The 23,889-nt window shown below is 68.3% G+C and carries 20 protein-coding genes and 4 pseudogenes; 5 read left to right on the top strand and 19 right to left on the bottom strand.

The genetic code is table 11. The features are described from left to right. Window position 1 precedes the first annotated feature (1 nt). The 9 genes from AC3EO4_RS46830 to AC3EO4_RS46790 all read right to left on the bottom strand — a co-directional run bounded on the left by AC3EO4_RS46830 (window position 2) and on the right by AC3EO4_RS46790 (window position 9,123). Window positions 2-1,096, bottom strand: a complete 1,095-nt coding sequence (locus AC3EO4_RS46830; protein ID WP_431902490.1) for a PfkB family carbohydrate kinase — start codon at window positions 1,094-1,096, stop codon at window positions 2-4. After that, a complete protein-coding gene (locus AC3EO4_RS46825) occupies window positions 1,093-1,722 on the bottom strand; it encodes a bifunctional 4-hydroxy-2-oxoglutarate aldolase/2-dehydro-3-deoxy-phosphogluconate aldolase (RefSeq protein ID WP_379573403.1) in 630 nt (209 codons plus the stop codon). Before AC3EO4_RS46825 ends, AC3EO4_RS46830 begins: the two co-directional genes overlap by 4 nt. Beyond that, a complete protein-coding gene (locus tag AC3EO4_RS46820) occupies window positions 1,719-2,480 on the bottom strand; it encodes an SDR family oxidoreductase (protein WP_379573402.1) in 762 nt (253 codons plus the stop codon). Before AC3EO4_RS46820 ends, AC3EO4_RS46825 begins: the two co-directional genes overlap by 4 nt. After that, window positions 2,477-3,520: a zinc-dependent alcohol dehydrogenase gene (locus tag AC3EO4_RS46815; RefSeq protein ID WP_379573401.1), complete on the bottom strand. Its 1,044-nt coding sequence runs from the start codon at window positions 3,518-3,520 to the stop codon at window positions 2,477-2,479. Before AC3EO4_RS46815 ends, AC3EO4_RS46820 begins: the two co-directional genes overlap by 4 nt. Beyond that, the gene (locus tag AC3EO4_RS46810) at window positions 3,517-3,954 is read right to left on the bottom strand and encodes an RbsD/FucU domain-containing protein (protein WP_379573400.1); all 438 of its coding nucleotides are present in this window, start codon (window positions 3,952-3,954) and stop codon (window positions 3,517-3,519) included. Before AC3EO4_RS46810 ends, AC3EO4_RS46815 begins: the two co-directional genes overlap by 4 nt. A gap of 15 nt (window positions 3,955-3,969) precedes the next feature. Beyond that, window positions 3,970-5,295: an L-fuconate dehydratase gene (locus tag AC3EO4_RS46805; RefSeq protein ID WP_379573399.1), complete on the bottom strand. Its 1,326-nt coding sequence runs from the start codon at window positions 5,293-5,295 to the stop codon at window positions 3,970-3,972. 85 nt (window positions 5,296-5,380) lie between these two features. After that, window positions 5,381-6,295 (bottom strand): ABC transporter permease, encoded by a 915-nt coding sequence (locus AC3EO4_RS46800; RefSeq protein ID WP_379573398.1) that lies wholly within the window; start codon window positions 6,293-6,295, stop codon window positions 5,381-5,383. Between the two features lie 121 nt (window positions 6,296-6,416). Continuing rightward, window positions 6,417-7,904, bottom strand: a complete 1,488-nt coding sequence (locus AC3EO4_RS46795; RefSeq protein ID WP_488186381.1) for a sugar ABC transporter ATP-binding protein — start codon at window positions 7,902-7,904, stop codon at window positions 6,417-6,419. Between the two features lie 154 nt (window positions 7,905-8,058). Beyond that, on the bottom strand, window positions 8,059-9,123 hold the full coding sequence (locus tag AC3EO4_RS46790; protein ID WP_379573396.1) for a sugar ABC transporter substrate-binding protein: 1,065 nt from the start codon (window positions 9,121-9,123) through the stop codon (window positions 8,059-8,061). A 263-nt stretch (window positions 9,124-9,386) separates the two neighbouring features. Here AC3EO4_RS46790 and AC3EO4_RS46785 point away from each other — a divergent pair, with 263 nt between their 5' ends. From AC3EO4_RS46785 to AC3EO4_RS46775, 3 genes are all read left to right on the top strand, one after another. After that, window positions 9,387-10,103, top strand: a complete 717-nt coding sequence (locus tag AC3EO4_RS46785) for a FadR/GntR family transcriptional regulator (RefSeq protein ID WP_379573395.1) — start codon at window positions 9,387-9,389, stop codon at window positions 10,101-10,103. Then, window positions 10,100-10,951, top strand: coding sequence for an amidohydrolase family protein (locus tag AC3EO4_RS46780; protein ID WP_431902483.1), 852 nt, complete (start codon window positions 10,100-10,102; stop codon window positions 10,949-10,951). The genes AC3EO4_RS46785 and AC3EO4_RS46780 overlap by 4 nt, the downstream gene beginning before the upstream one ends. A 319-nt stretch (window positions 10,952-11,270) precedes the next feature. Beyond that, entirely contained in the window at window positions 11,271-12,164 is an 894-nt protein-coding gene (locus AC3EO4_RS46775; protein WP_379573393.1) for a LysR substrate-binding domain-containing protein, read from the top strand. A gap of 12 nt (window positions 12,165-12,176) precedes the next feature. On the opposite strand, the gene AC3EO4_RS46770 is transcribed toward AC3EO4_RS46775, so the two are convergent. From AC3EO4_RS46770 to AC3EO4_RS46740, 7 genes and pseudogenes are all read right to left on the bottom strand, one after another. Then, window positions 12,177-13,631 (bottom strand): aldehyde dehydrogenase family protein, encoded by a 1,455-nt coding sequence (locus tag AC3EO4_RS46770; RefSeq protein WP_431902480.1) that lies wholly within the window; start codon window positions 13,629-13,631, stop codon window positions 12,177-12,179. 36 nt (window positions 13,632-13,667) lie between these two features. Further along, a complete protein-coding gene (locus AC3EO4_RS46765; RefSeq protein ID WP_379573391.1) occupies window positions 13,668-14,768 on the bottom strand; it encodes a zinc-binding dehydrogenase in 1,101 nt (366 codons plus the stop codon). 11 nt (window positions 14,769-14,779) lie between these two features. Next, entirely contained in the window at window positions 14,780-16,072 is a 1,293-nt protein-coding gene (locus AC3EO4_RS46760; protein ID WP_379573390.1) for an MFS transporter, read from the bottom strand. Between the two features lie 80 nt (window positions 16,073-16,152). Then, window positions 16,153-17,487 carry a phosphonoacetate hydrolase gene (gene phnA / locus AC3EO4_RS46755; protein WP_379573389.1) on the bottom strand — a complete coding sequence of 445 codons (1,335 nt, stop codon included), beginning with the start codon at window positions 17,485-17,487 and terminating at the stop codon, window positions 16,153-16,155. A gap of 178 nt (window positions 17,488-17,665) precedes the next feature. Continuing rightward, window positions 17,666-17,925 (bottom strand): annotated as a pseudogene (locus AC3EO4_RS46750) (IS701 family transposase); the annotation flags it as partial. Further along, complete coding sequence (locus AC3EO4_RS46745) at window positions 17,925-18,071, bottom strand: hypothetical protein (RefSeq protein ID WP_379573388.1); 147 nt, start codon at window positions 18,069-18,071, stop codon at window positions 17,925-17,927. The pseudogene AC3EO4_RS46750 and the gene AC3EO4_RS46745, both read right to left, overlap by 1 nt. 22 nt (window positions 18,072-18,093) lie before the next feature. Beyond that, window positions 18,094-18,714, bottom strand: coding sequence for a helix-turn-helix domain-containing protein (locus AC3EO4_RS46740; protein ID WP_431902476.1), 621 nt, complete (start codon window positions 18,712-18,714; stop codon window positions 18,094-18,096). Between the two features lie 71 nt (window positions 18,715-18,785). Here AC3EO4_RS46740 and AC3EO4_RS46735 point away from each other — a divergent pair. After that, window positions 18,786-19,755 (top strand): annotated as a pseudogene (locus AC3EO4_RS46735) (IS1634 family transposase); the annotation flags it as partial. A 62-nt stretch (window positions 19,756-19,817) separates the two neighbouring features. On the opposite strand, the pseudogene AC3EO4_RS46730 reads toward AC3EO4_RS46735, so the two are convergent. Next, a pseudogene (locus tag AC3EO4_RS46730) lies at window positions 19,818-20,786 on the bottom strand (ISL3 family transposase); the annotation flags it as partial. Window positions 20,787-21,064: 278 nt separating this feature from the next. Continuing rightward, window positions 21,065-21,613, bottom strand: a complete 549-nt coding sequence (locus tag AC3EO4_RS46725; RefSeq protein ID WP_431902474.1) for a hypothetical protein — start codon at window positions 21,611-21,613, stop codon at window positions 21,065-21,067. Window positions 21,614-21,890: 277 nt separating this feature from the next. On the opposite strand from AC3EO4_RS46725, the pseudogene AC3EO4_RS46720 reads away from it, so the two are divergent. Continuing rightward, window positions 21,891-22,229 (top strand): annotated as a pseudogene (locus AC3EO4_RS46720) (response regulator transcription factor); the annotation flags it as partial. Here the strand turns inward: AC3EO4_RS46720 and AC3EO4_RS46715 are convergent. Next, window positions 22,163-23,620, bottom strand: a complete 1,458-nt coding sequence (locus AC3EO4_RS46715; protein ID WP_431902472.1) for a hypothetical protein — start codon at window positions 23,618-23,620, stop codon at window positions 22,163-22,165. The pseudogene AC3EO4_RS46720 and the gene AC3EO4_RS46715 sit on opposite strands and share 67 nt — an antisense overlap. Window positions 23,621-23,889 lie beyond the last annotated feature (269 nt).

Genomic DNA, 23,889 nt, shown 5'->3' with positions numbered 1-23,889 from the left:
GTCAGCGTCTGACGGAGGCCGAGCCACCCGCGATGAGCGCCTCGACCTCGGCGAGCGAGGCCATAGAGACGTCGCCGGGGGTGGTCATGGCGAGCGCTCCGTGAGCGGTGCCATAGGCGAGGGCGCGTTCCAGGCGCGATGCGTCGACGGGTGGTCCGGCTGTCGTGGGACCTTCCAGGCCGGTCATCAGCCCGTAGATGAGGCCGGCCGCAAAGGCGTCGCCGGAACCGATGCGGTCGAGGACGTGCAGGCCCGGCATCTCGGGACCGCGGACGAAGCCCGCCTGCGCCGACCAGGCAGCGGACGACCAGTCGTTCACTCCGGCCGAGGGTATCCCGCGCAGCGTCGTCGCCAGCACCTTCGCCTGAGGCAACCTGCCTGCGACCTCGCTGAGCGCGTCCCGCACCTCGTCGGCCTCGATGGACCGGACGCCGGGACACTCCCCCACCAGCCCCAGGGCCCCTACTACGATGTCGGCGTGCCGGGCGAGCCGTAGATCGACTTCGCGGGCACGGTCGGCACCGCCTCGGCCGACCCACAGGCTGGGACGGTAGTTCGGGTCGTAGGAGACCGTGACGCCATGGTGGTGGGCCGCAGCCATGGCCTCCTCCGCGACGGCCACCGTCGTGTCCGACAGGCCGGCGAAGATCCCGCCCGTGTGGAACCAGCGAGGACCTGCGGCGAACAGCGCGTCCCAGTCGATGTCTCCTATGCGCAGTTGGGAGACGACGGTGTTGGCACGGTCGCTGACGCCCATGGCGCCGCGGATCCCGAAGCCTCGTTCGACGAAGTTCAGGCCGTTGCGGACCGTCCGTCCGGCACCGTTGTCCGGCACCCAGCGGATCAAGGAGGTGTCGACGCCGCCCTGCAGGATCAGGTCCTCGACGAGCCGGCCCACCGGATTGTCGGCCAGCGCCGTCACGACGGCCGTGCGCAGGCCGAAGCAGCGGCGCAGACCGCGGACGACGTTGTACTCACCACCGCCCTCCCAGACCTGGAAATGGCGGGCCGTACGGATCCGTCCCTCACCCGGATCGAAGCGGAGCATCACCTCGCCGAGGGCGACCACCTCGGCGCCATGAGCGTGCCCTGTCATGGCGTGCTCTTTTCCATGCTCTCGGCGGTCAGCCGCCGGATCTCCTGGTAGTCCTGCCGGTCCAGAAGGGCGGGGCCCGCCATCCAACTCCCGCCGACGGCGAGCACCGCGGGTTCGGCGAGGTAGCCGGGCGTCTGGGCCGGCCCGATGCCGCCGGTGGGCATGAACCGTGCCCAGGGGAAGGGCGCGGCGAGCGCCCGGAGCATCCGGAGACCGCCCAGGAGTTCGGCGGGGAACAGCTTCACGGTCTCGAGACCGGCCGTGAGTGCCCGCATCAGTTCGGTTGGCGTAGCGACGCCGGGGAGAAAGGGCACGTCCAGCTTCCGGCAGACGGCGTCCACGTCCGGGTCGTAGCCTGGCGACACGACGAAGCGGGCCCCGGCGGTCACGGCTCGTTCCGCTTGCTCTGCGGTGAGCACGGTGCCGGCTCCCACGGTCAGCCGGCCCTGGGCCGCCATCTGTTCCACCACCTGGTCGGCGTCAGGGGTGCGGAAGGTGACTTCGACGCACTGGGCGCCGCCGTCGGCGAGAGCCTCGGCGAGCGGCCCGGCGGTCCTGACGGACGGGACGGTCAGCACCGGAACGACCCGGGCGTCGGACAGTGCGACTGCGAAGCCGAAGGTCATCGGCCCAGCCATCCGCCGTCGACCGGCAGGACGGCGCCGTGGACATAGGCGGCCGCATCTGAGGCCAGGAACACGGTGGCGCCGGCCAGGTCGTCGGCGGCGCCCCAGCGACCGGCTGGGATGCGGTCGAGTATCGCCCGGCTGCGCACCGAGTCGTCCTGCAGTGCTTGGGTGTTGTCGGTCGCGATGTAGCCCGGGGCGATCGCGTTGACGTTGACACCGTGCGGAGCCCACTCGTTGGCCAGTGCCTTGGTCAGGCCGGCTACGCCGTGCTTGGCCGCGGTGTAGCCGGGCACGTTGATACCGCCCTGGAAGCTGAGCAGCGACGCGGTAAAGATGATCTTTCCTCGACCACGGGCCACCATAGCCGCGCCGACGGCGCGGGCGAGGGCGAACTGGGCGGTCAGGTTGACCTGGAGGACCAGTTCCCAGTCTGCGTCGGGGTGTTCGGTGGCGGGGGCGCGGCGGATGGTGCCCGCATTGTTGACCAGGATGTCCACCGGCCGCTCGGGTCGGGCGAGGTGCGCGGCCAAGGCCCGAACGGCGTCGGGGTCGGCGAAGTCGGTGCGGATCGCCTCGAAGGAGCGTCCGGCGGCGACGACGTCCTTCTCGACGTCGCTGCCGACTGTCTCCAGGTTCGCGCTGACACCGATGACATCCGCGCCCGCCTCGGCGAGCGCGCGGGCCATGGCCCGGCCGATGCCGCGACGGGCGCCGGTGACGACGGCCGACTTGCCCGTCAGGTCAAAAGCGTTCATGCCGAGGCTCCCCGCTCGTCGTTCCCGCAGTCCACCAGGATCTTCATCACGTCGCCGCTCGTCTCCAGCGCTTCGAACGCCGCAGGCGCCTCGGCGAGGGGCACCACCTTGCTGATCAGCAGGTCGGCGGGGACGGTGCCGTCCGCCACCAGGCCCACCGCTCGCTCGAAGTCGGAGCGGTCGTACAGCCGGGCGCCGACCAGGGTGAGCTCACGCCAGAAGAAGCGGTGCAGGTCGATCTCCCTGCGCCGGGGATGGATCGCCACCAGGCACAGCCGACCGCGGACGCCCAGCACCTCCACGGCGGTGTCGACGCCGCCCGCCGCGCCGGACACCTCGAAGGCGATATCAGCGCCCGCGTCGCCGGTCCACTGCCGGACCAGTTCCGGCACGTCCTCGGCGGCCGGGTCCCATGTGGTAAATCCCATGTTCTCGGCCAGCGCCCGCCGGTGGTCGCTCAGTTCCACCAAGCGAACCTCGGCGCCGGCGGCCCGGGCGACCAACGCGATCAGGACGCCGACGGGCCCTCCGCCGACCACGACGACCCGCTCGCCGTCCTGGACCTTCGCCCGGCCGACGTCGTGCACGGCGACGGCGGTGGGCTCGACGAGCGCGGCCCGGTCCAGGGAGAGGGAGTCGGGCAACCGGACGAGGGTGGCGGCGGGTACGGTCCACCGCTGCTGCATCGCGCCCGGCGAGTCGATGCCGATGAAGTCGAGGTGCTGGCAGATGTGCCGGTTGCCGGAACGGCAGGCCGGGCAGGTGCCGTCCCAGCGCAGCGGCATCACGGTTACCGCGTCGCCTGGCTGCCATTCCTCGACGTCTGGCCCCACCCGTACGACACGGCCGGACATCTCGTGCCCGAGGACGGCGGGGGTGCTGACCCGGGCGTCCATGTCTCCGTGGAAAATGTGCAGGTCGGTGCCGCAGATCCCGACGTAGGCGGGGGCCAGCTCCACCTCTCCCGGGCCGGGTGGGGCGGTCTCGGTAGGAGCGGTGTCCAGAGTCAGGGCGGCTGTGTAACGGACTGCAAATGTCATGATGTCCTCAAGGTCCCTTCAGCGCGGACGCCGATGGTCAACAGCAGGTTCGCGTAGGTGCGGAGGTCGGCGGTGACGACCGCCAGCGCCAGGTCCGGCGAGTAGGCGGCGTTGTAGAACTCGAAGCGGCCGAGCGGCTCGACGGGGGCGGGGGCGAGCATGGAGCGGTACTCGCCGATGGCCTGGGGTTCCGGTTCGCTGTCCGGCGGCACCATCACCTGGGCCGACTCGACAGGGATCGCCCGCAGCAGGACATCGAGCACGGTGGAGACGTCCAGCAGGCCCGGCCTCAGGTTCAGGTGGACGACCTGGGCGCGTTCGCCGATGGCCGTACTGGCGGGGTAGTGCCCGTCGGCGAGCAGCACACGGGCGCCATGCCCGGTACCGGCAAGTGCTTGGAGGATCCCAGGGTGCAGAAGTTCTGTTAGAAGCACGTCGTGGTCCGTTCGTCAGAGGCGGGCGGACCACACGGGGCCGTCGGGGTAGGCGTATTCCTTGAGGGACGCCTGGTGCATCTCGGCTCCAAGCCCGGGAAGGGCCGGCGCGAGGTAGTGGCCCTCACCGATGCGTACCGGGTCGACGAAGTGTTCGTGCAGGTGATCGACGTATTCGATGACGCGGTCCTCGACCGTGCCGGATACCGCGACGTAGTCGAACATCGACAGGTGCTGCACCATCTCGCACAGGCCCACGCCACCGGCGTGCGGGCACACCGGCACCCCGAACTTCGCGGCGAGCAGCAGGATCGCGATGTTCTCGTTGACCCCGCCGACCCGTGCCGCGTCGATCTGCACGATGTCGACGGCGCCGGCCTGGAGGAGTTGCTTGAAGACGACCCGGTTGGCGACGTGTTCGCCAGTGGCGACCTTGATGGGGCTGAGCGCCTCACGGACGGCGGCGTGGCCGAGGATGTCGTCGGGCGAGGTCGGCTCCTCGATCCAGTACGGCCGGTAGGGGGCCAGCTCACGCATCCACTGGATCGCCTCGGCGACGTCCCATCTCTGGTTGGCGTCCACGGCGATGCGGACGCCGTCGCCGACCGCCTCGCGGGCGGTGCGCATGCGCCGGATGTCGTCGTCCAGGGAGGCTCCGACCTTCAGCTTGATCAGGGCGAAGCCGTCGGCCACGGCCTCGCGGGACAGTCGGGCGAGCTTCTCGTCGGAGTATCCGAGCCAGCCGGGGGTGGTGGTGTAGGCGGGGTAGCCGCGCTCCAGCAGGCGCGCGATGCGCTTCTGGCGGCCGGGTTCCGCGCGCCGCAGGATGTCCAGCGCCTCCTGGGAGGTGAGGGCGTCGCTCAGCCAGCGGAAGTCGACCTGACCGACGAGCTCCTCAGGCGACATCTCGCTGAGGAACCGCCAGACCGGCTTGCCGGCGCGCTTGGCGGCCAGGTCCCAGGCGGCGTTGACGACCGCGCCTGTCGCCATGTGAATGACGCCCTTCTCCGGCCCCAGCCAGCGCAGCTGCGGGTCGTGGACGAGGGAGCGGGAGAACGCGCCGAGGTCGGCGCAGATCTCCTCGACGGACAGGCCCACCACGTGGGAGGCCAGGGCCGCGATGGCTGCCGCCTGCACGTTGTTGCCGCGGCCGGTGGTGAAGGCCAGCGCGTGGCCCTCCAGCCCATCCGTGGCGTCGGTGCGCAAGATGACGTAGGCAGCGGAGTAGTCAGGTTCGGGATTCATCGCGTCGGACCCGTCCAGGTGCTCCGACGTGGGGAAACGCACGTCGAGGACGTCCAGGGCGGTGATGCGGGCGGATACGGGCGCAGCAGAGGACATGACGGTGGCTCCTATGGGATCGGGCGGGAACGGTCTGCCCGAGGTTGATCAAGGGGACGGCGAAGGCGCGGCATGTGCCGCCGGGTCATTCCTGAGCCTTGCCGCCCGTGATGCGCGAGATGGTCAGCGCGGCCAGGATGATCAGCCCGTTGAGGGCGCCGATCCACTGGGCAGGGACGCCGCCAAGAGTGAGCACGTTCTGGATCATGAACAGCAGCAGGATGCCGCTGAACGCACCGAACATGGTCCCCTTGCCGCCGTTGAGGCTGATCCCGCCGATGACGGCGGCGGCGAAGACGGTAAAGATGTAGCCGTTGCCCTGCGCGGACGCGACGGAGGCGAGTCGACCGGACAGCAGCAGCCCGGCGAGTGCGGCAAGCAGGCTGCCGGTCACGATCACGATCGCCAGTACCCGGTCGGTGCGGATGCCGGCCGCCTTCGCCGCATCGACGTTGCCGCCGATGGCGTACAGCGAGCGGCCGAAGTTGGTCCAGCCGAGGACGACGATGGCGGCCGCGAACAGCACTAGGCAGATCCAGATGGAGGCCGGCACCCCGAACCAGACGGCGGAACCCAGATACAGCATCGACGACGGCAGCTGGAAGAAGGTCTGGCCGCCCGAGACGCCGGTGAGGACGCCGCGCAGCACGATCAGCATGCCGAGCGTGACGATGAATCCGTTGAGGCCGAAGCGGATGATCAGCAGGGCGTTGATCACGCCGATGAGTACGCCCACGGCGAGGGTGACCGGGATGGCCCAGCCGCCGGGGAGCAGGCCGAGTCCGTGGCCGGCACCGATCGGTACCACGAGCCAGGCCGCAACGCCGGGCGCAAGGCCCATGGTCGACTCCATCGACAGGTCCATCTTCTTGACGATCAGGATCATCGTCTGCGCGAGAACCAGCAGGGCGATCTCGGACATGGTCTGCATGACGTTGATGAGGTTGTCTGTCTGCAGGAAGACCGGGCTGACGATCTGGCCGACGATCGCGATGCCCACGATGGGCGGGACGAGCGCGAGGTCGCGGAGCCTGGCGAGAGGAATCCGGCCGCCGATCAGCCCCTTCCCCTTGGTGGGCGGACGTACGGCCGAGGAGGCGGGCGCGTTCGCGATGTCGTTGTCAGTCATGGTTCTCGGCATTGAGGGTCATTCCTTCCATCGCGGCCACAAGGTCGTGGTCGTGCCAGCCGCGGCGGGTCTCTGTCGTTACTCGGCCCTGGAACATCACCAGGACCCGGTCGCACAACCGCAGGTCGTCGAGTTCGTCGGAGGCGATGAGCACGCCCGTGCCGGTCTCCGCCGTCTCCTCGACCTTGCCGAGGAGGAACTCCTTGGAGCGCACGTCCACGCCTGCGGTCGGGTTGATCAGGACCAGCAGCCGGGGTTCGTCGGCGAGGGCGCGGGCCATGACGACCTTCTGCTGGTTGCCCCCCGACAGCGCGGAGACGGGCAGCTCGGGGCCGGGTGTTTTGATCTCAAGTTTTTCGATCGAGGTCTCGGCCAGTAGATTTCGGCGCCGGTTGCTGATGAAGCCGCCTCGGCCGAGGCGGGCGGGCACCGACAACGTGGAGTTGTCCGCGATCGACATGGCGGGCACGTAGCCCTGGTGGTGCCGGTCCTGCGGGACGAAGCCCGCGCCGGCGGCGAGTGCGGCGGGTACGCTTCCCGGCCGCGGCCGGCTTCCGGCGATCTCCACCTTGCCGCTGTCGGCGGCCCGCAGGCCCACCACGGTCTCGGCGACCTCCGTGCGTCCGCTGCCCGCGGCCCCCGCGAGTCCGACGATCTCTCCGGCGCCCACCTGGAAGGTGATGTCGGCGTACGCGCTGCCGCTCAGATCTTGGACGCTCAGCGCGGCCGTGGCGTCGGCGTCCAGTGAACTCATCCGTTCGCCGCCCAGGACCACCGCCGTCTCGCCCGTCATGGCGGCGACGAGTTCGGTGCGGGACAGCTCCGCGACGGGGGAGGTCACGATGTGCCTGGCGTCCCGGAACACCGTGACCATGTCGCAGATCTCGTAGATCTCCTGCAGGTGGTGGCTGATGAACAGGAAGGTGACGCCCTGGGCCTGCAGGTCGCGGATCCGGTCGAAGAGCCGGTTGATCGCGGTTCCGTCGAGCTGGGCGGTGGGTTCGTCGAGGATGATGAACCGGGCGCCGAAGGACAGCGCACGGGCGATCTCGACGAACTGCCGCTGCTCGACGCTGAGGTCGCCCGCGAGGGTTCCCGGGGCGACCTCCACCGACCATGCCGACAGCAGGTCCTCGGCGCGGCGCCGGGTGCCGCGCCAGTCGATGAGCCGGCCGCGACCGTGGTCGCACCGGTTCAGGAAGAGGTTCTCGCCGACGGTCAGAGTGGGAATGATCGTCGATTTCTGGTAGACGCAGGCCACGCGCTGCCGCCAGGCGTCTCGGTCGGTGAGCCGTGGTGCCGGCTTGCCGTCGAAGGTCAGCGTTCCCTCGTCCGGGCCGAGGAGACCGGTGATGACGTTCACGAGGGTGGATTTGCCAGCGCCGTTGCGGCCGACGAGCGCGTGGGTCTCGCCGGGCCTGATGGTGATCCACGCGCCGTCGAGGGCCACCGTCGGACCGAATCGTTTGACTACGCCCATCGCCTCGACGACGGGTGGACTGCTCGCAGCCCACCCGTCGTCAGTCGGGCCAGGCGCGGGGTGGGCTGCTCGCTCCCCGTCGCTCATCTCTACCGCCTTGCTTTCGTTCGTGGTTGCGGACCGGGGCCGGGCCTTCGAGCGACCCGGCGCGTTGTCAGCCGAGGTTGTTGCCCCACAGGGAGGTGTCGGTGCTCTTGAGGCTGGGGACGCCGTCGTAGGTCCCTCCGTCGGCGGTGACCAGCGGCGCGGACAGTTGGTCCTCCAGCAGGCCGGGCCGAACCTGGATGATCGTGCTGTCGTGGTCGGTCTTGCCGGGCTGGAAGGTTTTACCGTCGATGGCGGCCTTCAGGTAATACAGGGCGTACTTGGCGTACAGGTCGGCCGGCTGCGAAACCGTCGCGTCGATCTTGCCGTCGGCGATGGACTTGAGCTCTTCGGGGATGCCGTCGTTGGAGACCACGAACACGTGCTTGGGGTCGGTCGGCGGGACGAGCAGGCCGCGCTGTTTGAGGAGCTGCAGGGTGCCGGCCAGCGCGAAGCTGGACTGCATGTAGATGCCCTTGATGTCAGGGTTGGCCGTCAGATCAGTCTGGAGCTTCTGCGCGGCGACGGCGCCGTCCCAGTTGGTGGCCTCGCCGAACACCGTGATGCCGGGGTAGTTCGCCTTCATGCACTCGTTGAAGGCCTCGGTGCGGTCCCGACCGTTGATCGAGTCGAGGCCGCCCTGAAGCATCACGACCTTGCCCTTGCCGCCGAGCTTGGAGCCGAGGTACTTGCAAGCCTTCTCGCCGTAGGCCCGGTTGTCGGCCCGGACGACCATGAAGACGTCGCCGTTGTCGGGGCGCGTGTCGACGGTGACGACCGGGATCTTCTTCGCTTTGAGCTGGTCAAGTGTCGGCGCGATGGCGGCGGTGTCCTGCGGGGCCATGGCCACACCCTTGACGCCCTGGCTGATGAAGGTCTGCACGTTGGCCGTGAGCTTGGCAACCTCGTTCTGCGAGTTGGTCGTCTTGAGGGAGAGGCCGAGCTGCTTGGCGTAGTCGGGCGTGTACTTGATGTAGGAGTTCCAGAAGTCGGTATCGGAGCGGGGGTAGTCGACGCCGACCAGCGGGCCGTCGGCCGACGTGGTTCCGGTGCCGGAAGCGCTGCCGCAGGCGCTGAGCAGCGCCAGTGCGGAGAGAGCGGAGGCGGTGGAGAAGAGGGCGGTTCTGAGCCTCATTCGGTACTTCCTCATGCTGGTCCCAAAGGCAGGGCGGAGACAGATCCACATGGGCGGGAACACGACACCACTCCAAATGGATGGGATGTATGTATAGCTCCGCACTCGTCGCGCTGTCTACCCTCTAGCCAGCAAACGCGAGAAATCGCAGGTCACGGACTTGAGATCCGATAGGCCTGCAGCCGCAGCACCAGGAGACATCCCATTAATCGACTTCCGTAGACATGGGATGTCCTGATAGCCTTCGGACCGAAGGAGGACCGATGTCACTGACCGACAAGGCCATCACCCGCATCCGGGAGATGATCCTTTCCGGAGAGCTTCCAGCAGGCTCGAAGCTGCCGCCTGAGCCGCAACTCGCCGCCGAACTCGGGCTGTCGAGGAATCTCATGAGGGAGGCGGTCAGGGCACTGGTCGTTGCCAGAGTCCTGGAGATTCGGAGGGGCGACGGGACCTATGTGACCAGCCTCGATCCCGCGCTCCTGTTCGAAGGGCTCGGCGCCGCGGTCGAACTGCTGCACGGCGACACGCTTCTGGAGCTGACCGAGGTGCGCAGGCTGTTCGAGCCGATCGCCACCGGCCTCGCCGCCAGCCGGATCACGGCGTCGGAGCTGGTCGTCGTGGAAAGTCACCTGATTGCGATGCGCGAAGCCAGCGACGACGTCGAACTGCTCAACCAGCATGATGCGGCGTTCCACCAGGCGGTCGCCTCGGCGACCGGCAACACCACCTTGGCCACCCTGCTCGACGGCATCTCAGGACGCACCCTGCGAGCGAGGATCTGGCGCGGAATGGTCGACGACGCCGCGGCCGGACGCACCTTGTACGAGCACGAGGCGATCTACGCCGCGCTCGCCGCCGGTGACGCTCCGCTCGCCCAGGCGGCGGCGCTGATGCACGTGAGCACCACCGAGCAGTGGCTCCGCGAGCACCTGCGAGGAGACTCCGAGGCGCGGGCCGACCTCAAAGAGGCGCCATGAGGATCGACGCCCACCAGCACTTCTGGGAACTGGCCCGACGACCCCAACCCTGGCTCGATGGCCCGGAGACCACCCGGATCCGTCGCGATTTCACACCCGAGGACCTCGCCCCGGAGACGAAGGGCGCCGGAATCGACAAGACGATCCTCGTCCAAGTGCTGCCGGACGTGACCGAGACCAGGGAATTCCTCGCGACCGCCGCGGCGACCGAACTCGTGGCCGGAGTGGTCGGCTGGGCCGATCTGACCGACCCGCAGCTGCCCGAAACGCTCGCCTCTCTGTGTGAAGGCCCCGGAGGCGAACTGCTCGTCGGGATCCGTCATCTCGTCCAAGGAGAGCCCGACGACGACTGGCTGAACCGGCCGGACGTGCGGCGCGGGCTCGGGGCGGTCGCCGAGACCGGCTTGGCCTACGACCTGCTGACACTGCCTCGCCAGCTGCCCGCAGCGATCACCACCGCGCGGGCGCTTTCCGACCTGACCTTCGTCCTGGACCATCTGTCGAAACCCGCGATCGCCACCGGCGAGCTGGAGCCGTGGGCATCGCTCATCGGTGAGCTCGCCGCCGAGCCGAACGTCTTCTGCAAACTGTCCGGCATGGTGACCGAGGCGAAGAAGCAATGGCGCATCGAGGATCTGCGCCCCTACACCGAGGTGGTGATCGAGGCGTACGGACCGAAGCGGATCATGTTTGGCTCGGACTGGCCGGTCTGTCTGCTCCAGGCGTCCTATGCCGAGGTCGTCTCCGCCGGCGAGGAGCTGACCCGCCATCTCACGGCGGCCGAGACCGCCGAGATCTTCGGCGGCACCGCGCATCGCGCCTACCGCCTGGGCAAGCGCGGCTCCTAGTGGTCGATCCCGGCCATCAGAGGGTGGCCGCTCAGTCCAGGAAGCCGGTGTTGCGACGACCGGTTGAGCCCAAGCAGTACACCTGTTTCCGCTTCACCGGCGGACATTGACGCCTCCGTCGGCATGGTCGGGGAGGCGCTGGTCAATGGGCGTCAGCTGCGCCTTCTTGGCCGTCGCGGAGCATGGGTCGGCAATCGCCCGCCGTACCTCGAAGATGACAGCAGGTGATCTCCAGGCCGTCGCAACACCACTCGGCGACCAGGGCGATGCAGTACACCTAGAACAATCGGCGAGCTCTGAGCACGAGGAGGTTCGCAGCATGGTGACCTTGAACCAGCTGGAAGTCCTGGCGAAAGTGGTCGAGTCCAAAGGCTTCTCAGGGGCGGCCAAGTCGCTCTTCATGAGCCAGCCGGCCGTGTCGAACCACATCAGGAACCTGGAGCGCTCCCTCGGAGTCCAGCTCGTCCACCGCACCAGCCTTGGCGCACGCCCCACTCCCGCAGGTGAGGTCGTGGTCGAGCACGCGCGCAGGGTGTTCGAGGTCCTGGACTCCCTCGATCGGGCCATCGCCGACTACCGCGGGCTGGAAGGTGGCAATCTGGTGGTGGCGGGCACGACCACTCTCGGCACCTACCTCCTGCCTCGCCTCCTCGCCGACTTCTCCCTGCGAGCGCCCAAGGTCAGCTGCCAGATCCGGGTAGGCAACGAAGAGGCGGTCGAGTCCTGGCTGCTGCGCGGAGAGGTCGCGCTCGGCCTGTGCGCCGACACTCCGCGCGATGAACAACTACTGACGCAGGGGATGTTCGAAGAGTCCATGGTGCTTGTGGCCGAACCGGACTCCCCCCTCGTGGGACGGGCGCTGACCCCCTCCGACCTGGCCGATCAGCGCTTCCTCATGCGCGAGAGCGGATCGGCCAGCCGGCGGCTCCAGGAGTACGCGCTGCGGACATGGGGACTGGAGACCGCCGAGCAGTGGGACATGTGGGGCCCCGACACACTCAAGCAGGCGGTAAGCCAGGGACTCGGCATCTCGCTCCTGTCCGAGCACGCCATCAGACAGGAGACCAAATCCGGGATCCTGGCCGCCCTGACCATTATCCCGGCTCCCCCGACCCGAACCGTTTCCCTCGTCAGACGGATCGACCGTGTCCTCACCCCGCCGGAGGAGGCGTTCGTCGAACTCGTCCGGACCGTCGCCGTGTGGCCCGCCTGACGGCCTGGCCGTTCAGTACCTGATGCAGGCGGACCTGAGGTCGGTGTAGAAGTCCCAGACGTCAGGCGAGCATTCGGGAGCGCCGAGTTGGGAGGCCTTCGCCCCCATGTGCGGCAAGTGCGAGTACGCGCCCACACCGGGACGGTTCACGTGCAGCATGCCCGCCTGGAAGTCGTGGAGGGCCTGGAACATCAGGGACGGGTTCTGAGTGAAGATCGTGCCCGACATTCCGTACTTCACCGAGTTCGAGATGCGCATGGCGTCCTCGTAACCCTCACAGTCGATGACGGAGAGCACCGGCCCGAAGACCTCCTCCTGGGCGATCTCGCTGTCCCACGCGACATCGGTCAGAACGGTCGGCTCGACGAAATAGCCAGGGGTGTCGAGCGTGGCCTCCTTCCCGCCGCAGGCGACCCGCGCACCCGCTGCGACCGCACCTTCCACCGCCGCCAGGCAGGCGCGCAGCCGCTCGTCGTTGACCACAGGGCCGATGTCCGCCCACTCCTGGTCACCGCGCCCGATCCGCATGGCCTGAACCCGCGGAAGCAGGATGTTGAGGAGCTTGTCCCGTACGGACCGGTCGACGATGACCCGGCTGGTGGCGCTGCAGCGCTGCCCGCTCTGCCCGAACGCGCCGTGGACGATGGCGTCGACAGCCGCGTCGAGGTCGGCGTCAGCCAGGACGATCAGCGCGTTCTTGCCTCCCAGCTCGAGTTGGGTGCGCATCAGCCTGCCTGCGCCGGCCCGGTTGATCGCCTGGCCCACGGGCAGGGAGCCTGTGAAGGAGATGCCGGCCACGCGCGGGTCGGCGACCAGCGCCTCGCCGGGATCACGGTCGCCCTGCACCAGGTTGAGCACGCCCGGCGGCAGGCCCGCGTCGGCGAAGGCCTGCACCAGCAGAGCGGAGGTCCACGGAGTCAGCGGCGACGGCTTGAGCACCGCCGTACAGCCTGCCACCAGAGCGGGAGCGACCTTCCACATGGGGATGGCCACAGGGAAGTTCCAGGGTGTGATGAGGCCTACGACGCCGAGCGGCCGCCGGAAGGTCATCGCCAGGGTGCGGGGCTCCTCGGCGGGAGTGGTGACGCCGTTGATCCGGCGGGCCTCCCCGATCGTGAAGTCCAGGATGGCCAGCGAGCGGGACACCTCGCCCTTGCTCTCGGACAGGCGTTTGCCCTGCTCCCGGGTGATCGCCTCGGCGAACTCGTCGCGCCGCTCCCCTATCAGCCGCGCGGCGACGGTAAGGGCTTTGGCCCGCTCGATCGGGCCGATCACGTCCCACTCGCGGTGGGCGGCGGTCGCGGCGTCGACGGCGGCGGTGGCGTCCTTCGCGCCCGACTCGGTGAACTCCCCGATGACGTCGTCGGTGTTGGCGGGGTTGAGGTTCGGTCGAACCGCACCGGTCTGTGACGGCACCCATCGGCCGTCGATGTGGTTGAGCAGATGGTCGGGACTCGGCTGCGCCATGTGGGACTCCGTAAGAGATGAAGGGTTGCGAGCTGGTCAGTCCATGCGCACGGCGATCCGGGGAGCGGTCCCGGTGCGCGCCATGGCGACAGCGGCGTCGATGTCCGAGAGCGGGAACGAGGCGGGAACGAGTGCGGCGAACAGGTCCTGCTTCGGGGTGCGCATGAGGAAGTCGACGGCTTCGGCCAGGTCGTGGACGGTGTAGTTGTGGCTGCCGATCACGTGGGACAGGTTGCGCACGAAGGCGTTGGGCTCGAAACTCACCTTCGGTCCCGGTGACACGGAGCCGACCAGTGCCACGCGCCCGTCCAGCCCGACGATGTCCAGGGCCGACTGTACGGCCAGGCTGTTGCCCGAGAGTTCGAAGACGACATCCGCGCCGAGGTCCTTTGCTGCGGCCTCGAGGTCGCCTGGCGAGCAGGCCACCGTGGCGCCGAACTTCAGCGCGAGGTCCCTGCGGCCGGCGTCGACGTCACACGCGATGACGTGCTCGGCCCCGAGGTCACGGGCGAACGCCACGGCGGTGAGTCCCAGCATCCCGCAGCCGATCACGGCCACCGAGTCGCCGGCCGTGAGCTCGGCGCGCCGCGCCGCGCACACGACCGTGGCGGTGGCGCAGTTCGCCGGTGCCGCGACTTCGGCGGGGAGTGAGGCAGGCACGGGCATCAGACCGGTGCCCGCGACGAGGTGGCAGTGTGTCGCAAAACCCCCGTTGAGCCGCCACGCGTCCGTAATGGCCTCGTGACCGTATTTGCGGACGCCCTCGCACTTCTGCGGAACGCCGCGCTGGCAGCGTCGGCAGGAGCCACAAGAGGTCCCGATCGTCCAGGTGATGCGTTGCCCTGGAAGCAGCGGCTTCCCGTAGACGGTGTATGCCGCGCTGCCCACGGCCTCGACGGTGCCGACCGCCTCGTGCCCCAGCACCGTGGGGAGCGGGGTGGGCCGGTCACCGGCGATGGTGTGCAGGTCGCTGCCGCAGATGGTGGCCAGCTCCACCCTGACGAGCACCTCCCCGGGCATCAGCCGGGGCAACGGCTGCGGCTTCACCGTGAAGCCGTTGTCCGGCCCCGCCCAGATCGCGGCTGTCGCGCCTAGGGCCTCACGTACTCGGAGTGCCCCGCTGCTGAGTTCGGTCATCTCTGTACCTCCTAGCGTCGGATAGTGAGGGCGACCAGGGCGCTGCATCCGCATGCCACGGCCACGACGGGGAAGATGAGACTGGTGTTGCCTGTGGCGTCCATCAGACCGCCGATCATCGGCTCGGCCGCGCCGGCGAAGATGTAGGCGAAGCAGTTGACCGCACCGGTCGCCGTGCCGGCCATGCGCTTGCCCGCGATATCGGGGCAGAGTGCCCAGAAGGACGACTGCGGGCCGTACACGAAGAAGCCGGTGAGGAACAGGACGACGATGCCGGACGTCGTGCTCAACGGCGCGAGGTACATGGTGAGGGCCATCACCGCGCCCAGCAGCATGAACAGGATGATGGGGCGGTCCCGCCGTGCCCCGAACAGCCGGTCGGAGATCTGACCGTTGACCAGGGCGCCCACCGCCATGCCCACGGGAAGGGCGACCGAGATCCAGAGTGGGCTGATGCCGCCGGCGCCTTCCTTCCAGTCCGCGCCGAGGAAGTAGACCGGGACCCAGATCAGCAGCCCGTAGCGGGCGGTGTTCTGAAATCCGATGGCGATGCCCGCCGACCATATCTTCGGGTTCCGCAGGACGGCCTTGTAGCGCTGGATCGAGGTCTCGCCTGCGATCTGGTCGGCGGATTCCGCCGTCCTATCGGCCGCGGTGGCGGTGTGGCTGGCAGGCGGGGTGACACCGGCCTGCGCCGGAGTGTCCCTGGCGATCAGATAGAAGGTGACGCCACCCACGAGCATGAGCAGGACCGGCACCCGGAAGATCCACTGCCAGTCCAGGTCGAGGGTGTCCACCACGATCGTCGAGGTGACGAAGGCCAGGACCGATGCCATGCCCGCGGCGAACGTGTAGAAGCCGAAGCTCTTGCCGCGCTCGTGCGGGGCCCACCAGTTGGAGATGACCCGTCCGCCGGAGGGCCAGCCGAGGGACTGCGCGTAGCCGTTCAGTCCCCAGAAGAAGCCCAGCGATTTCGGACCGATGGAGAAGCTGGTGAACCAGTTGAGGATGGTGGACAGGATGGCTCCGGCCGCCATCATGCGGCGGCCGCCCCACTTGTCGGCGAGATTGCCGTTGATCATCTGGCCTGCGGCGTAGGACCACAGCAGGATCCCGCTGATCGCACCGAGCGTGGCCTTGCTGAGACCGAGGTCCTCCTCAAGGCCCGGGATGGCGAAACCAAACGTCTGCCTGCCCGTGTAGAAGAAGAAGTAGCAGAACATGGCGGCCAGGAGCATGCGCCACTTGAGTCGCGCGTACTCGGACTCCGGCAGAGGCTCGGGATTCCGGATCCCGGGAATCACATTTCCGACGTTCGACATGGTCTCTCAACCAATCTTAGAAAGTGTCGGCTTGATGGCGGGCGATGGCGACCGCTGCGCGGTCAGGTCGCGTTTTCCTCCTGGGAGACCAGCGTCGTGGCCACCCAGAAGGCGTCGTAGTTGTGGATGCGGGCCGGCTCACCGAACGGGGCGTCCAGCAGGTCGGGCGTGGACAGGCGCCGGTTGATCAGGAACGGGATCTGGAGCTCACCCAGAGCTCCATGGGACCGCAGCGGCGCGTCGAGCCCGCTGAGGTCGTGCCAGGCGGCGAAGCGTCCGAGCGCGGTGCCGGCCTCGGCGAGGATCACAATGTCCCCGATGCGGTCGGCGGGCAAGGAGTAACGCGCGGCCGCCTCCCCGCGGCCGTGCACCTCCTGGATCCCCTCGACGCCTCTCAGTGCCGCGATGGTGGCCTCACAGTCGGCGCCCTCCGGCAGGTAGAGGCTCGCGAAGGAGCCCAGAGCGCCGTGGTGAACGGTGTACGGGTCGGTGATCGGCAGGATCACCCGCAGGTCGTTCGTCTCGGCGGGAATTCCGAGGATGCGGCGGGCCTCGTCCTCGACGTAGACCACACGCGGGAGTCCTGCGTCGTCGGACTTGGCGCTCATGCCGTGGTCGGCCGTCAGCACGATGGTGGCGCCGAGTTCGGCCAGCCTGCTGGCGTAGCGGTCGATCATCTCGTAGAAGGCGTTCGCCGTCTCGGTACCGGGTGCGTTCTTGTGCTGGATGTAGTCGGTCAGCGACAGGTACATCAGGTCCGCGCCACGAGTCGCCAGGATCTCCAAACCCGCGGCGAGCGCGAACTCGCTCAGATCGGCCGAGTAGACGTCCGGCAGCGGCTTGCCGACCAGGGCCAGGACATCGCCGATGCCGTTCTCCTCGACGGTGGCCTGGTCGGCCTTCTCCGCAGAGAAGCAGATTCCGCGCCTGGCCGGTGCGACGAACTCGCCTGAGCCGTCCAGGGCGGGCCCCTCCTCGACGAGACCCGCGCCCAGCAGCCTGCGGAGCTTGTCCTTGGCGGTCACGACGACGACGTCGAGTCCTGCCTCGTTCGCCGCGGCGAAGATGGTGGGCGCCCGCAGGAAGCGCTTGTCGTTCATCAGCACTTCTTCACCAAGTTCTGTGTCGAAGATGTAGTTGCCGCTGATGCCGTGCACGCTCGGGGGGCGGCCCGTCGCGATGGACAGGTTGTTCGGGTTGGTGAGGGCGGGCATCGCGCAGTGGGCGGGCCATGAGGACCCGTCCCATTCGAGGACTTTGCTCAGCCAGGGCATCCGGCCAGCCGCCATGGCCTCGATGTGATAGTCGGGTTCGCTGCCGTCGATGCAGATCACCACGACAGGGCTTTCAGGCTTCGCATAGGTCCTGCCGTTGACGCTGAACGTCCCTGTTGTCACAAGGGGCTCCTTGATGAATGTGCGTGGATGACTTCTGCTGTAAGCACGAGAGTGCGCGGCAGTACGGTCCCGCAGGAACCCCGTTTTCGGTTATCGGCGCTATAAGCTCAATTGCGGCCCCCTGCCGCTCGGCCGGTACGGTCGGCGCCAAACTCCCGCCGCCGGCTTGGTCGATGCTGGCCCAGGCATACCAGCGCGGGCCCTTGGCGCCCACTCCGGCGCGATAACATGCCGGTCGGCCACGAACGAGGGCGGCGGTCATCTCGACCCCGTCCAGGACAAGCCTCCGGTTGGCGGCGAGCGCAAGCACGTAGCCGACCTGCCGTCCTCCAGCGCCGCGGGCAGGCGTGGATCTTGGCCGTAGACCTCATCGCCGCTCATGCAGCGGGGCTTTACCCCGGCCTCCAGCGCGGCAAGGATCATTGCGGTGGCCAGGGCTAGCAATTGGCTCGCGGCATCCGCGGCGGAGTCTTAAGCACCACGACACCCTCGCCGGCGAAGATCTCATCGAAGACGGCGGTGAACTTGGCATCCCGGTCACGGATGAGGAACCGGAACGAGCCGGCCCTCTGCCCGAGGTTCATGAGCAGATTGTTGGATGGGTGGTCACACCCAGGACGTGCACGCGCCGCGTCTCCACCCCATCACGAACAACACGTACAGGCGTTTCAAGAAGACCGTGTCGACGTGGAAGAAATCGCAGGCCAACAACCCTTTCGCCCGCAGGCGCAGGAACCTCCTCCCGGAGGCGTCCAAGCTTCGGGAAGCCGGGCCGGATCGGCGCGAGCGCAGGATCCGTCTCACCGTCGCTTCACCGACATGGAACCCCAGGCGAACCAGCTCACCGTGTACCCGCCGATACCCCCACCTCGGGTTCTCGCGTGCCAGACGGACGACGAGATCCCGGACCTCGTTGCTCGTTCCAGGACGGCCAGGGCGCTGGGGATACGTCCACCAGCGTTTGATCAAACGACGATGCCAAGCCAGGAAGGTGCCCGGGGTGACCAGGCGAGGTGCTCGCAGCACCGTCGGCAGGAAGCGGGCCAAGGCCGCCAGGACCGCCCGATCGGCCCAGTCCGGCTTCGGCCGGACGACCTGACGCTTCAACACCGCCACCTCATGCCGGAGCACCATGATCTCAACGTCTTTGGACGCCTGACCGCGTCCCAGTAACACCAGCCAGCCAAACACCCGCGTCAGAATCAGGTACAGCAGACGAACCGACACAAACCGCGATCTTGCCCGTGCCTTGGCTGGAGGTCAAAACCGCAGATCAGAACCACGTGATGAATTCTGAAGCGGTACAGGACTGGGTCAGCCATACGTGCATATCGAGGGCCTGGCCGAGATCGGCGAGCAGGCCTGCGACCGGGCGATGGACTGGCTGCACGAGGTCCGCGACGATCTGGAGAAGCAGGTCTTCGACCAGGTCGCCAACCTGTTGAATCTCGAGGTCGACCTGCTGTTCTTCGACACCACCTCCACCTACTTCGAGTTGGAGGAGCCCGACGAACCGGTCGGGCGCACCGAGCGTGGCGAGGTACTGCCCGAGGGCCGGCAGCCGCCTGAGGGGGTGGATCCGACCGGGTTCCGCACGCACGGCAAGTCCAAGGACTCCCGCGATGACCTGCCGCAGATCGTGATCGGCATGGCGGTCACCCGCGACGGCATCCCAGTCCGCTGCTGGTGCTGGCCCGGCAACGCCTCCGACCAGGTCGTGATCCGGCAGATCAAGGACGATATGCGGGACTGGACCCTATCGAAGATCGTGTGGGTCGCGGACCGGGGCTTCTCCTCGGCGGACAACCGCCGCTACCTGCGGCAAGGCGATCACTCCTACATCATCGGCGAGAAACTCCGGTCCGGCTCGCCAGAGGTGAAAGCCGCCCTCTCGCGGCAGGGCCGCTACACCGAGATCGGCGACAACATGCGCATCAAGGAGGTGCGCATCAGCGAGGTCGAACGGTTCGTCATCTGCCACAACCCGAGACCGCCGAGCGGGACAAGCACATGCGTGACAAACTCCTCGCGCAGCTCGCCGACTTGATCGACGACACCGATCAGCTGAGTGAGTTCAAACGCGGCGAGCTGCGCGGGAAGATCGGGGGCAAGCCTGGCCTCAACCGCTACCTGCGCACCACCCCGGCGGGCAAGCTCCGCATCGACACCAAAAAGATCAAGGCCGAGGAGAACCTCGACGGCAAGTACCTGCTGCGCTGCTCCGACCCCCACCTGCCGGCCGAAGACATCGCCCTCGTCTTCTCACAGAACTGGGCGACGATCCGTCTCAGCGTCCGTTCGCTGCCCCTGTAGCCGCGGCCGCGCAGCTCTTCCAGGAGCCGGCCGGTGCTGCGGCAGCCCTGCTCCCATCGTTGCTGCAGGTAAGGCAAGTGGGTGGCGAGGATGCTCGCGCGCGACCTTCGTCTGTCGGGAGCGAGGTCCTCGGCGCTGGCCACGTTGGCGTAGCGGCGAACGGTCTTGCGGTCCATGCGCAGGTCCCGGCTGATCTCAGTGATGGTCATGCCGCGCTGGAGGGCCTGGTGCACCTCGGCATGCCGAATTGCCCGAGTGCGGTCAGCGAGCGTTTCGGGCGCGCCGGACGGGGTGGCGGACTCCGCGGCAGGCTCCTTCGCCGCAAGAGGTTCGCGCAGGTGAGGACGATTGCGGGCGACAGCGCGCTCGACGGCGCCGGTCAGGTTGTGGAGCAAGTGCCAGCGATCCGCCACCTGCTTGGCCAGCGGTGCGCCGCGGTGACCGCCCTCGGCGTAGCATCCGGCGCGATCTCGGCAGATCACCTCCACGCCTGGATGCGCATCCAGCCATGCCGCGAACGACTCGGCCGAGCGATCCGGTAACAGGTCAACCGGCCGCCCGGTCTCCACATTGACCAGCACCGTCCCGTAGGCGTGCCCGCGTCGCCACGCGAATTCGTCCACCCCCAGCACCCGGGGCGTCGGGAACTGCGGGTCGGGCAGAGCGCGTAGCAGCCGCAGCAGCGTCGACTTGCCCACCGCCGCCGCCAATCGCGTGGCCAGCCGTGCACCTGGCCTGCCACCCAACGCCAACGCGATCGACCGCAGAACCTGCGCCAGGCCCGGAGCACGCCGGCCGTACGGAACCGTCAGCCCCGGGATCTGCTCGGCGAAGGTCTTCTTCGTGCAGGCGGCGTTGCCGCAGAACATTCGGCGTGCCCGCAGGTCGATCAGTACCTCCTGGCCCGCGATGGGCCGATCCGACAACCTGCGGTCGTAGCGGCTGTGCACCCGTCCGGAAGAGACGCCGCACGCCGGACACGGCATTTCCACATCCACGCTGCTGGTTCGGATCCGGACCGTACTTCCGGCCAGGAACACCCGCTCCACCTGCACACCCACAAGGTGCGGAAACAACACCGAGAGCACGTCCGCGATCGCCATCCGGCATGATCGCGATGCCCATCGCCACAGAAGATCGACTCACTCGAATCGTTACCTGGAGACCAAGCGTGATCACGAAATGTGGGACAGAGCCAATTCTGGTTCTGGCCCACATTTCGTGATCGATGATTTCGCGTTACGCCGTGAGCAGGAGGGCTGTACTAACGTCTCGGCCTCCGACGCCGCACGTAGTAGGCGTAGGTCAGGGCCAACACCAAGGGGCCCCACAAGATCCCAGGGGCGATGCACACGTTCGCCAGCGCTTCCCACCAGCCGTTGGAAAACCCCAAACCATGGAATCCCGGGACGTTCAGCCAGGTCAGCAACGTGCTTCCGTACATCGCGGTCGCGGCCAAGCCGCCCAGAGTGGAGGGGATGATCACCGCCAACGGTGGGATGCGCCTCCCGCCAACGATCGGGAGCCAGGCAGGCGCAACCTCACCCCATCCCCGCACCAGACCGAGGGAGAGGAGCGCCGCCGCCTCCGACACCACGCTGAGCCCGAAGACATAGGGAATGGCCCACCACACCCATGCCGGCGCGTTCGGATCGAACATCCCCATCCCGAAGTCGAAGGCGAACGGCAGCCGCCACAGGCAATGGGGAAGCAGCAGGAAAGGGATCGCATTGGCGCTGAAGACCGCCCATCTCGGAACTGGCTGTTCGGTATCACGTACAGCCAGCGTCGGGGTCATCAACTTGATCGTCATGAGATCACCGTCTCCGATCTTCGACGGCTGGACCTCCCCTATCCGGGTGGTCTCACTCCCCCCGACGAGGGAGAAGCTGTTCATACACACCCGTAACCCGGCGCCCGACGCAAGAGCCGTTTCGATCACGAAACGTGCGCCAGATCCAACGTTTCAGCCGGTGCCGTCAGGCCTGCTGCTCAGTCCCCAGGACCCCGCAGGGCCTGACCGCGCTGTCACGGCACGATAATGATCGCGCCCGGCTCATGTGCGATGACGAACCGATCTCACCGAACGAGAATCCGGCATCCTCACCCTCGTCGCCCAAGGCCTGTCAAACACCGACATCGCCCGCAACCTGCACATCGGCTCGACCACCGTCGAAACCTACGTCAGCCGCCTACTCACCAGGCTCGACGTCACCACCCGCATCCCGCAAGCCGGACCGCCGTCGCGACCGTACTCCGGACCGCCGGCGCCATCTTGGCCGCGGCCGGCGCCCTCGTCCCGAGCCCCGCGCCGGGAAAGCGCGAGCGGCGCAGCACCGCCAGAGTGGTGCTGCGGCGGTGCTCAGTGCGGCGAGAACCGCGCCCGCCAGCGGCCGGGCAGCTCCACCGCCCGCCAGCCGGTGGCGTAGCGAGGCGGTCGCGCGCTTGAGTAGATCATGACGAGCCGGTGGCCCCGCTGCATGGCCTGACCTGCCCGTGGGGGCAGCTGCTCGGGAAAGCTCCGAATGAGTCCCTGTGAGCTGCAGCCGAGCATGTAGCCAACCTGGACGCCCGACTGGCCGTAGACCATGCAGGGGGCCCGCACTCCCATCCGATACAGCTCCTCGGTGGCCAGGCGTTCCCACTCCCGACTCTCGTATGTGATGGTCGACATGCGGAAGGCGTAGGCGCCCTGGAGAGCGAAGTGGGCGAGCAGGCCGGCGGCCACGAAACCCGCGGCGGCGTGCCACAGCGGTGGGCGTGCCCGGCGCACCAGCCCGATCGCGCCCTCGGCGAGCGGAAGTGACAGCAGCGCGTAGGTCGGCATGAGGAAGCGCGGAGCGGCGTAGCCCACGTAGAACAAGTACGGCGCGGCGATCACCAGCCCGGTCGCCGTCGCCAGCAGAAGTGGACCGCGGCTGCGGTCGCGCCACGCCGACCAGAGCCCGACCATGGTCATCAGCGGGATCGCGAGCCACCAGATCAGTGCGGGAGGGGAGACTTCCCCGCAGTCGACTCCCCACCGGCACAGCGAGGGGCCGTCCAGCGCGCGGGCGTGCTCGACGACGGATACGGTCAGGCCCGTCCGGTTGGCCGCTCCGGCCGCGTGCCACCGGGCGGCGATGCCGCCGTATCTCAAGCTGGCTTCCACCAGCCACTCGCTCCATCCAACGCCCAGCCCGACCAGGACGGCCATGAGCGAGCGGATCCGGCGCGGGCGTGTCAGGATCGCCAGGCCCGCCATCGGTAGGGCGATGACCAGCGCGTCGGAGGGGCGCATCAGCGACACGGCGGCCATCGATCCGGCCAGGCCCGCCGTCGCCGCTCTGGACCGGCCACCCAGGGCGAAGAATCCGGTCGCGGCGACTGCGCCGAGAGCAACGTACAGGTTGGGCATGGCCTCGTTGCCGTAGAAGAGGGACAGCCAGCAACCGGCGAACAGCAACGCCGCGAGCGGGGCCGTGTAACCGGTCCGCACGCGCGTCCAGACCAGGAAGGCCCCGAACAGAGCGAGAGAGGAGATCATGGTGAGGTAGATCCGCAGGATGACGACCGAGTCGGTGAGCGCCACCACGGGCGTGACCAGCAGCGGCACCCCCTGGGCGCGTGGCGCGCTGAACTCCGCCGGCGGCGCGTGCGCGGCGAACTGGCTGGCGTAGACCGACTCGTCCCACCCGATCCCCATGCGAGCGGAGACCAGCGTCAGTTGCGCCAGGCCGTAGAGCAGGGCCACCAGCGCGAGCAGGACGGTCGGCCGCAGCACCCGGTGCCGCGGCGTGCCTGCAGGAAAGGAGCGCCTCCGCAAGAGCGTGCTCAGCATCACGGGCCGCCGTGGCCGTGCCGCCGAGCGGCGGCGAGAGGTCGTCATCCCCGGCTTCTCTCCTGGTCACTTCGGAGTGGCCGTGCCGCCACCCGCTCCCCGTTGGGTAGTTCTCGCGATCGCGGGACGCCATCCGATGTCCGGACGCGGGGGCGGACCCGTCCTGTGCGGGAGCGCCGATCCCGGATTGCCGCCGCCGCGAGACCGCCGCCGGAGGCGGACGGGACGGCGGGGGAGAGCGGTGGATCCGGCGCGTCGGCAGACCGCCG

The organism is Nonomuraea sp. bgisy101, from assembly GCF_057708945.1.
Note: the sequence above shows the minus strand (reverse complement) of the source record. Positions and strands in the feature narration are given on the sequence as shown.

Bases quoted from the DNA above. Each gene is read 5' to 3' on its own strand.
- AC3EO4_RS46790 (WP_379573396.1), bottom strand. From the start codon at position 9,123: ATGAGGCTCAGAACCGCCCTCTTCTCCACCGCCTCCGCTCTCTCCGCA.
- AC3EO4_RS46725 (WP_431902474.1), bottom strand. From the start codon at position 21,613: ATGACGATCAAGTTGATGACCCCGACGCTGGCTGTACGTGATACCGAA.
- AC3EO4_RS46815 (WP_379573401.1), bottom strand. From the start codon at position 3,520: ATGACATTTGCAGTCCGTTACACAGCCGCCCTGACTCTGGACACCGCT.
- AC3EO4_RS46775 (WP_379573393.1), top strand. From the start codon at position 11,271: ATGGTGACCTTGAACCAGCTGGAAGTCCTGGCGAAAGTGGTCGAGTCC.
- AC3EO4_RS46785 (WP_379573395.1), top strand. From the start codon at position 9,387: ATGTCACTGACCGACAAGGCCATCACCCGCATCCGGGAGATGATCCTT.
- AC3EO4_RS46805 (WP_379573399.1), bottom strand. From the start codon at position 5,295: ATGTCCTCTGCTGCGCCCGTATCCGCCCGCATCACCGCCCTGGACGTC.
- AC3EO4_RS46795 (WP_488186381.1), bottom strand. From the start codon at position 7,904: ATGGGCGTAGTCAAACGATTCGGTCCGACGGTGGCCCTCGACGGCGCG.
- AC3EO4_RS46830 (WP_431902490.1), bottom strand. From the start codon at position 1,096: ATGACAGGGCACGCTCATGGCGCCGAGGTGGTCGCCCTCGGCGAGGTG.
- AC3EO4_RS46745 (WP_379573388.1), bottom strand. From the start codon at position 18,071: ATGAACCTCGGGCAGAGGGCCGGCTCGTTCCGGTTCCTCATCCGTGAC.
- AC3EO4_RS46715 (WP_431902472.1), bottom strand. From the start codon at position 23,620: ATGCTGAGCACGCTCTTGCGGAGGCGCTCCTTTCCTGCAGGCACGCCG.
- AC3EO4_RS46820 (WP_379573402.1), bottom strand. From the start codon at position 2,480: ATGAACGCTTTTGACCTGACGGGCAAGTCGGCCGTCGTCACCGGCGCC.
- AC3EO4_RS46780 (WP_431902483.1), top strand. From the start codon at position 10,100: ATGAGGATCGACGCCCACCAGCACTTCTGGGAACTGGCCCGACGACCC.
- AC3EO4_RS46770 (WP_431902480.1), bottom strand. From the start codon at position 13,631: ATGGCGCAGCCGAGTCCCGACCATCTGCTCAACCACATCGACGGCCGA.
- AC3EO4_RS46765 (WP_379573391.1), bottom strand. From the start codon at position 14,768: ATGACCGAACTCAGCAGCGGGGCACTCCGAGTACGTGAGGCCCTAGGC.
- AC3EO4_RS46825 (WP_379573403.1), bottom strand. From the start codon at position 1,722: ATGACCTTCGGCTTCGCAGTCGCACTGTCCGACGCCCGGGTCGTTCCG.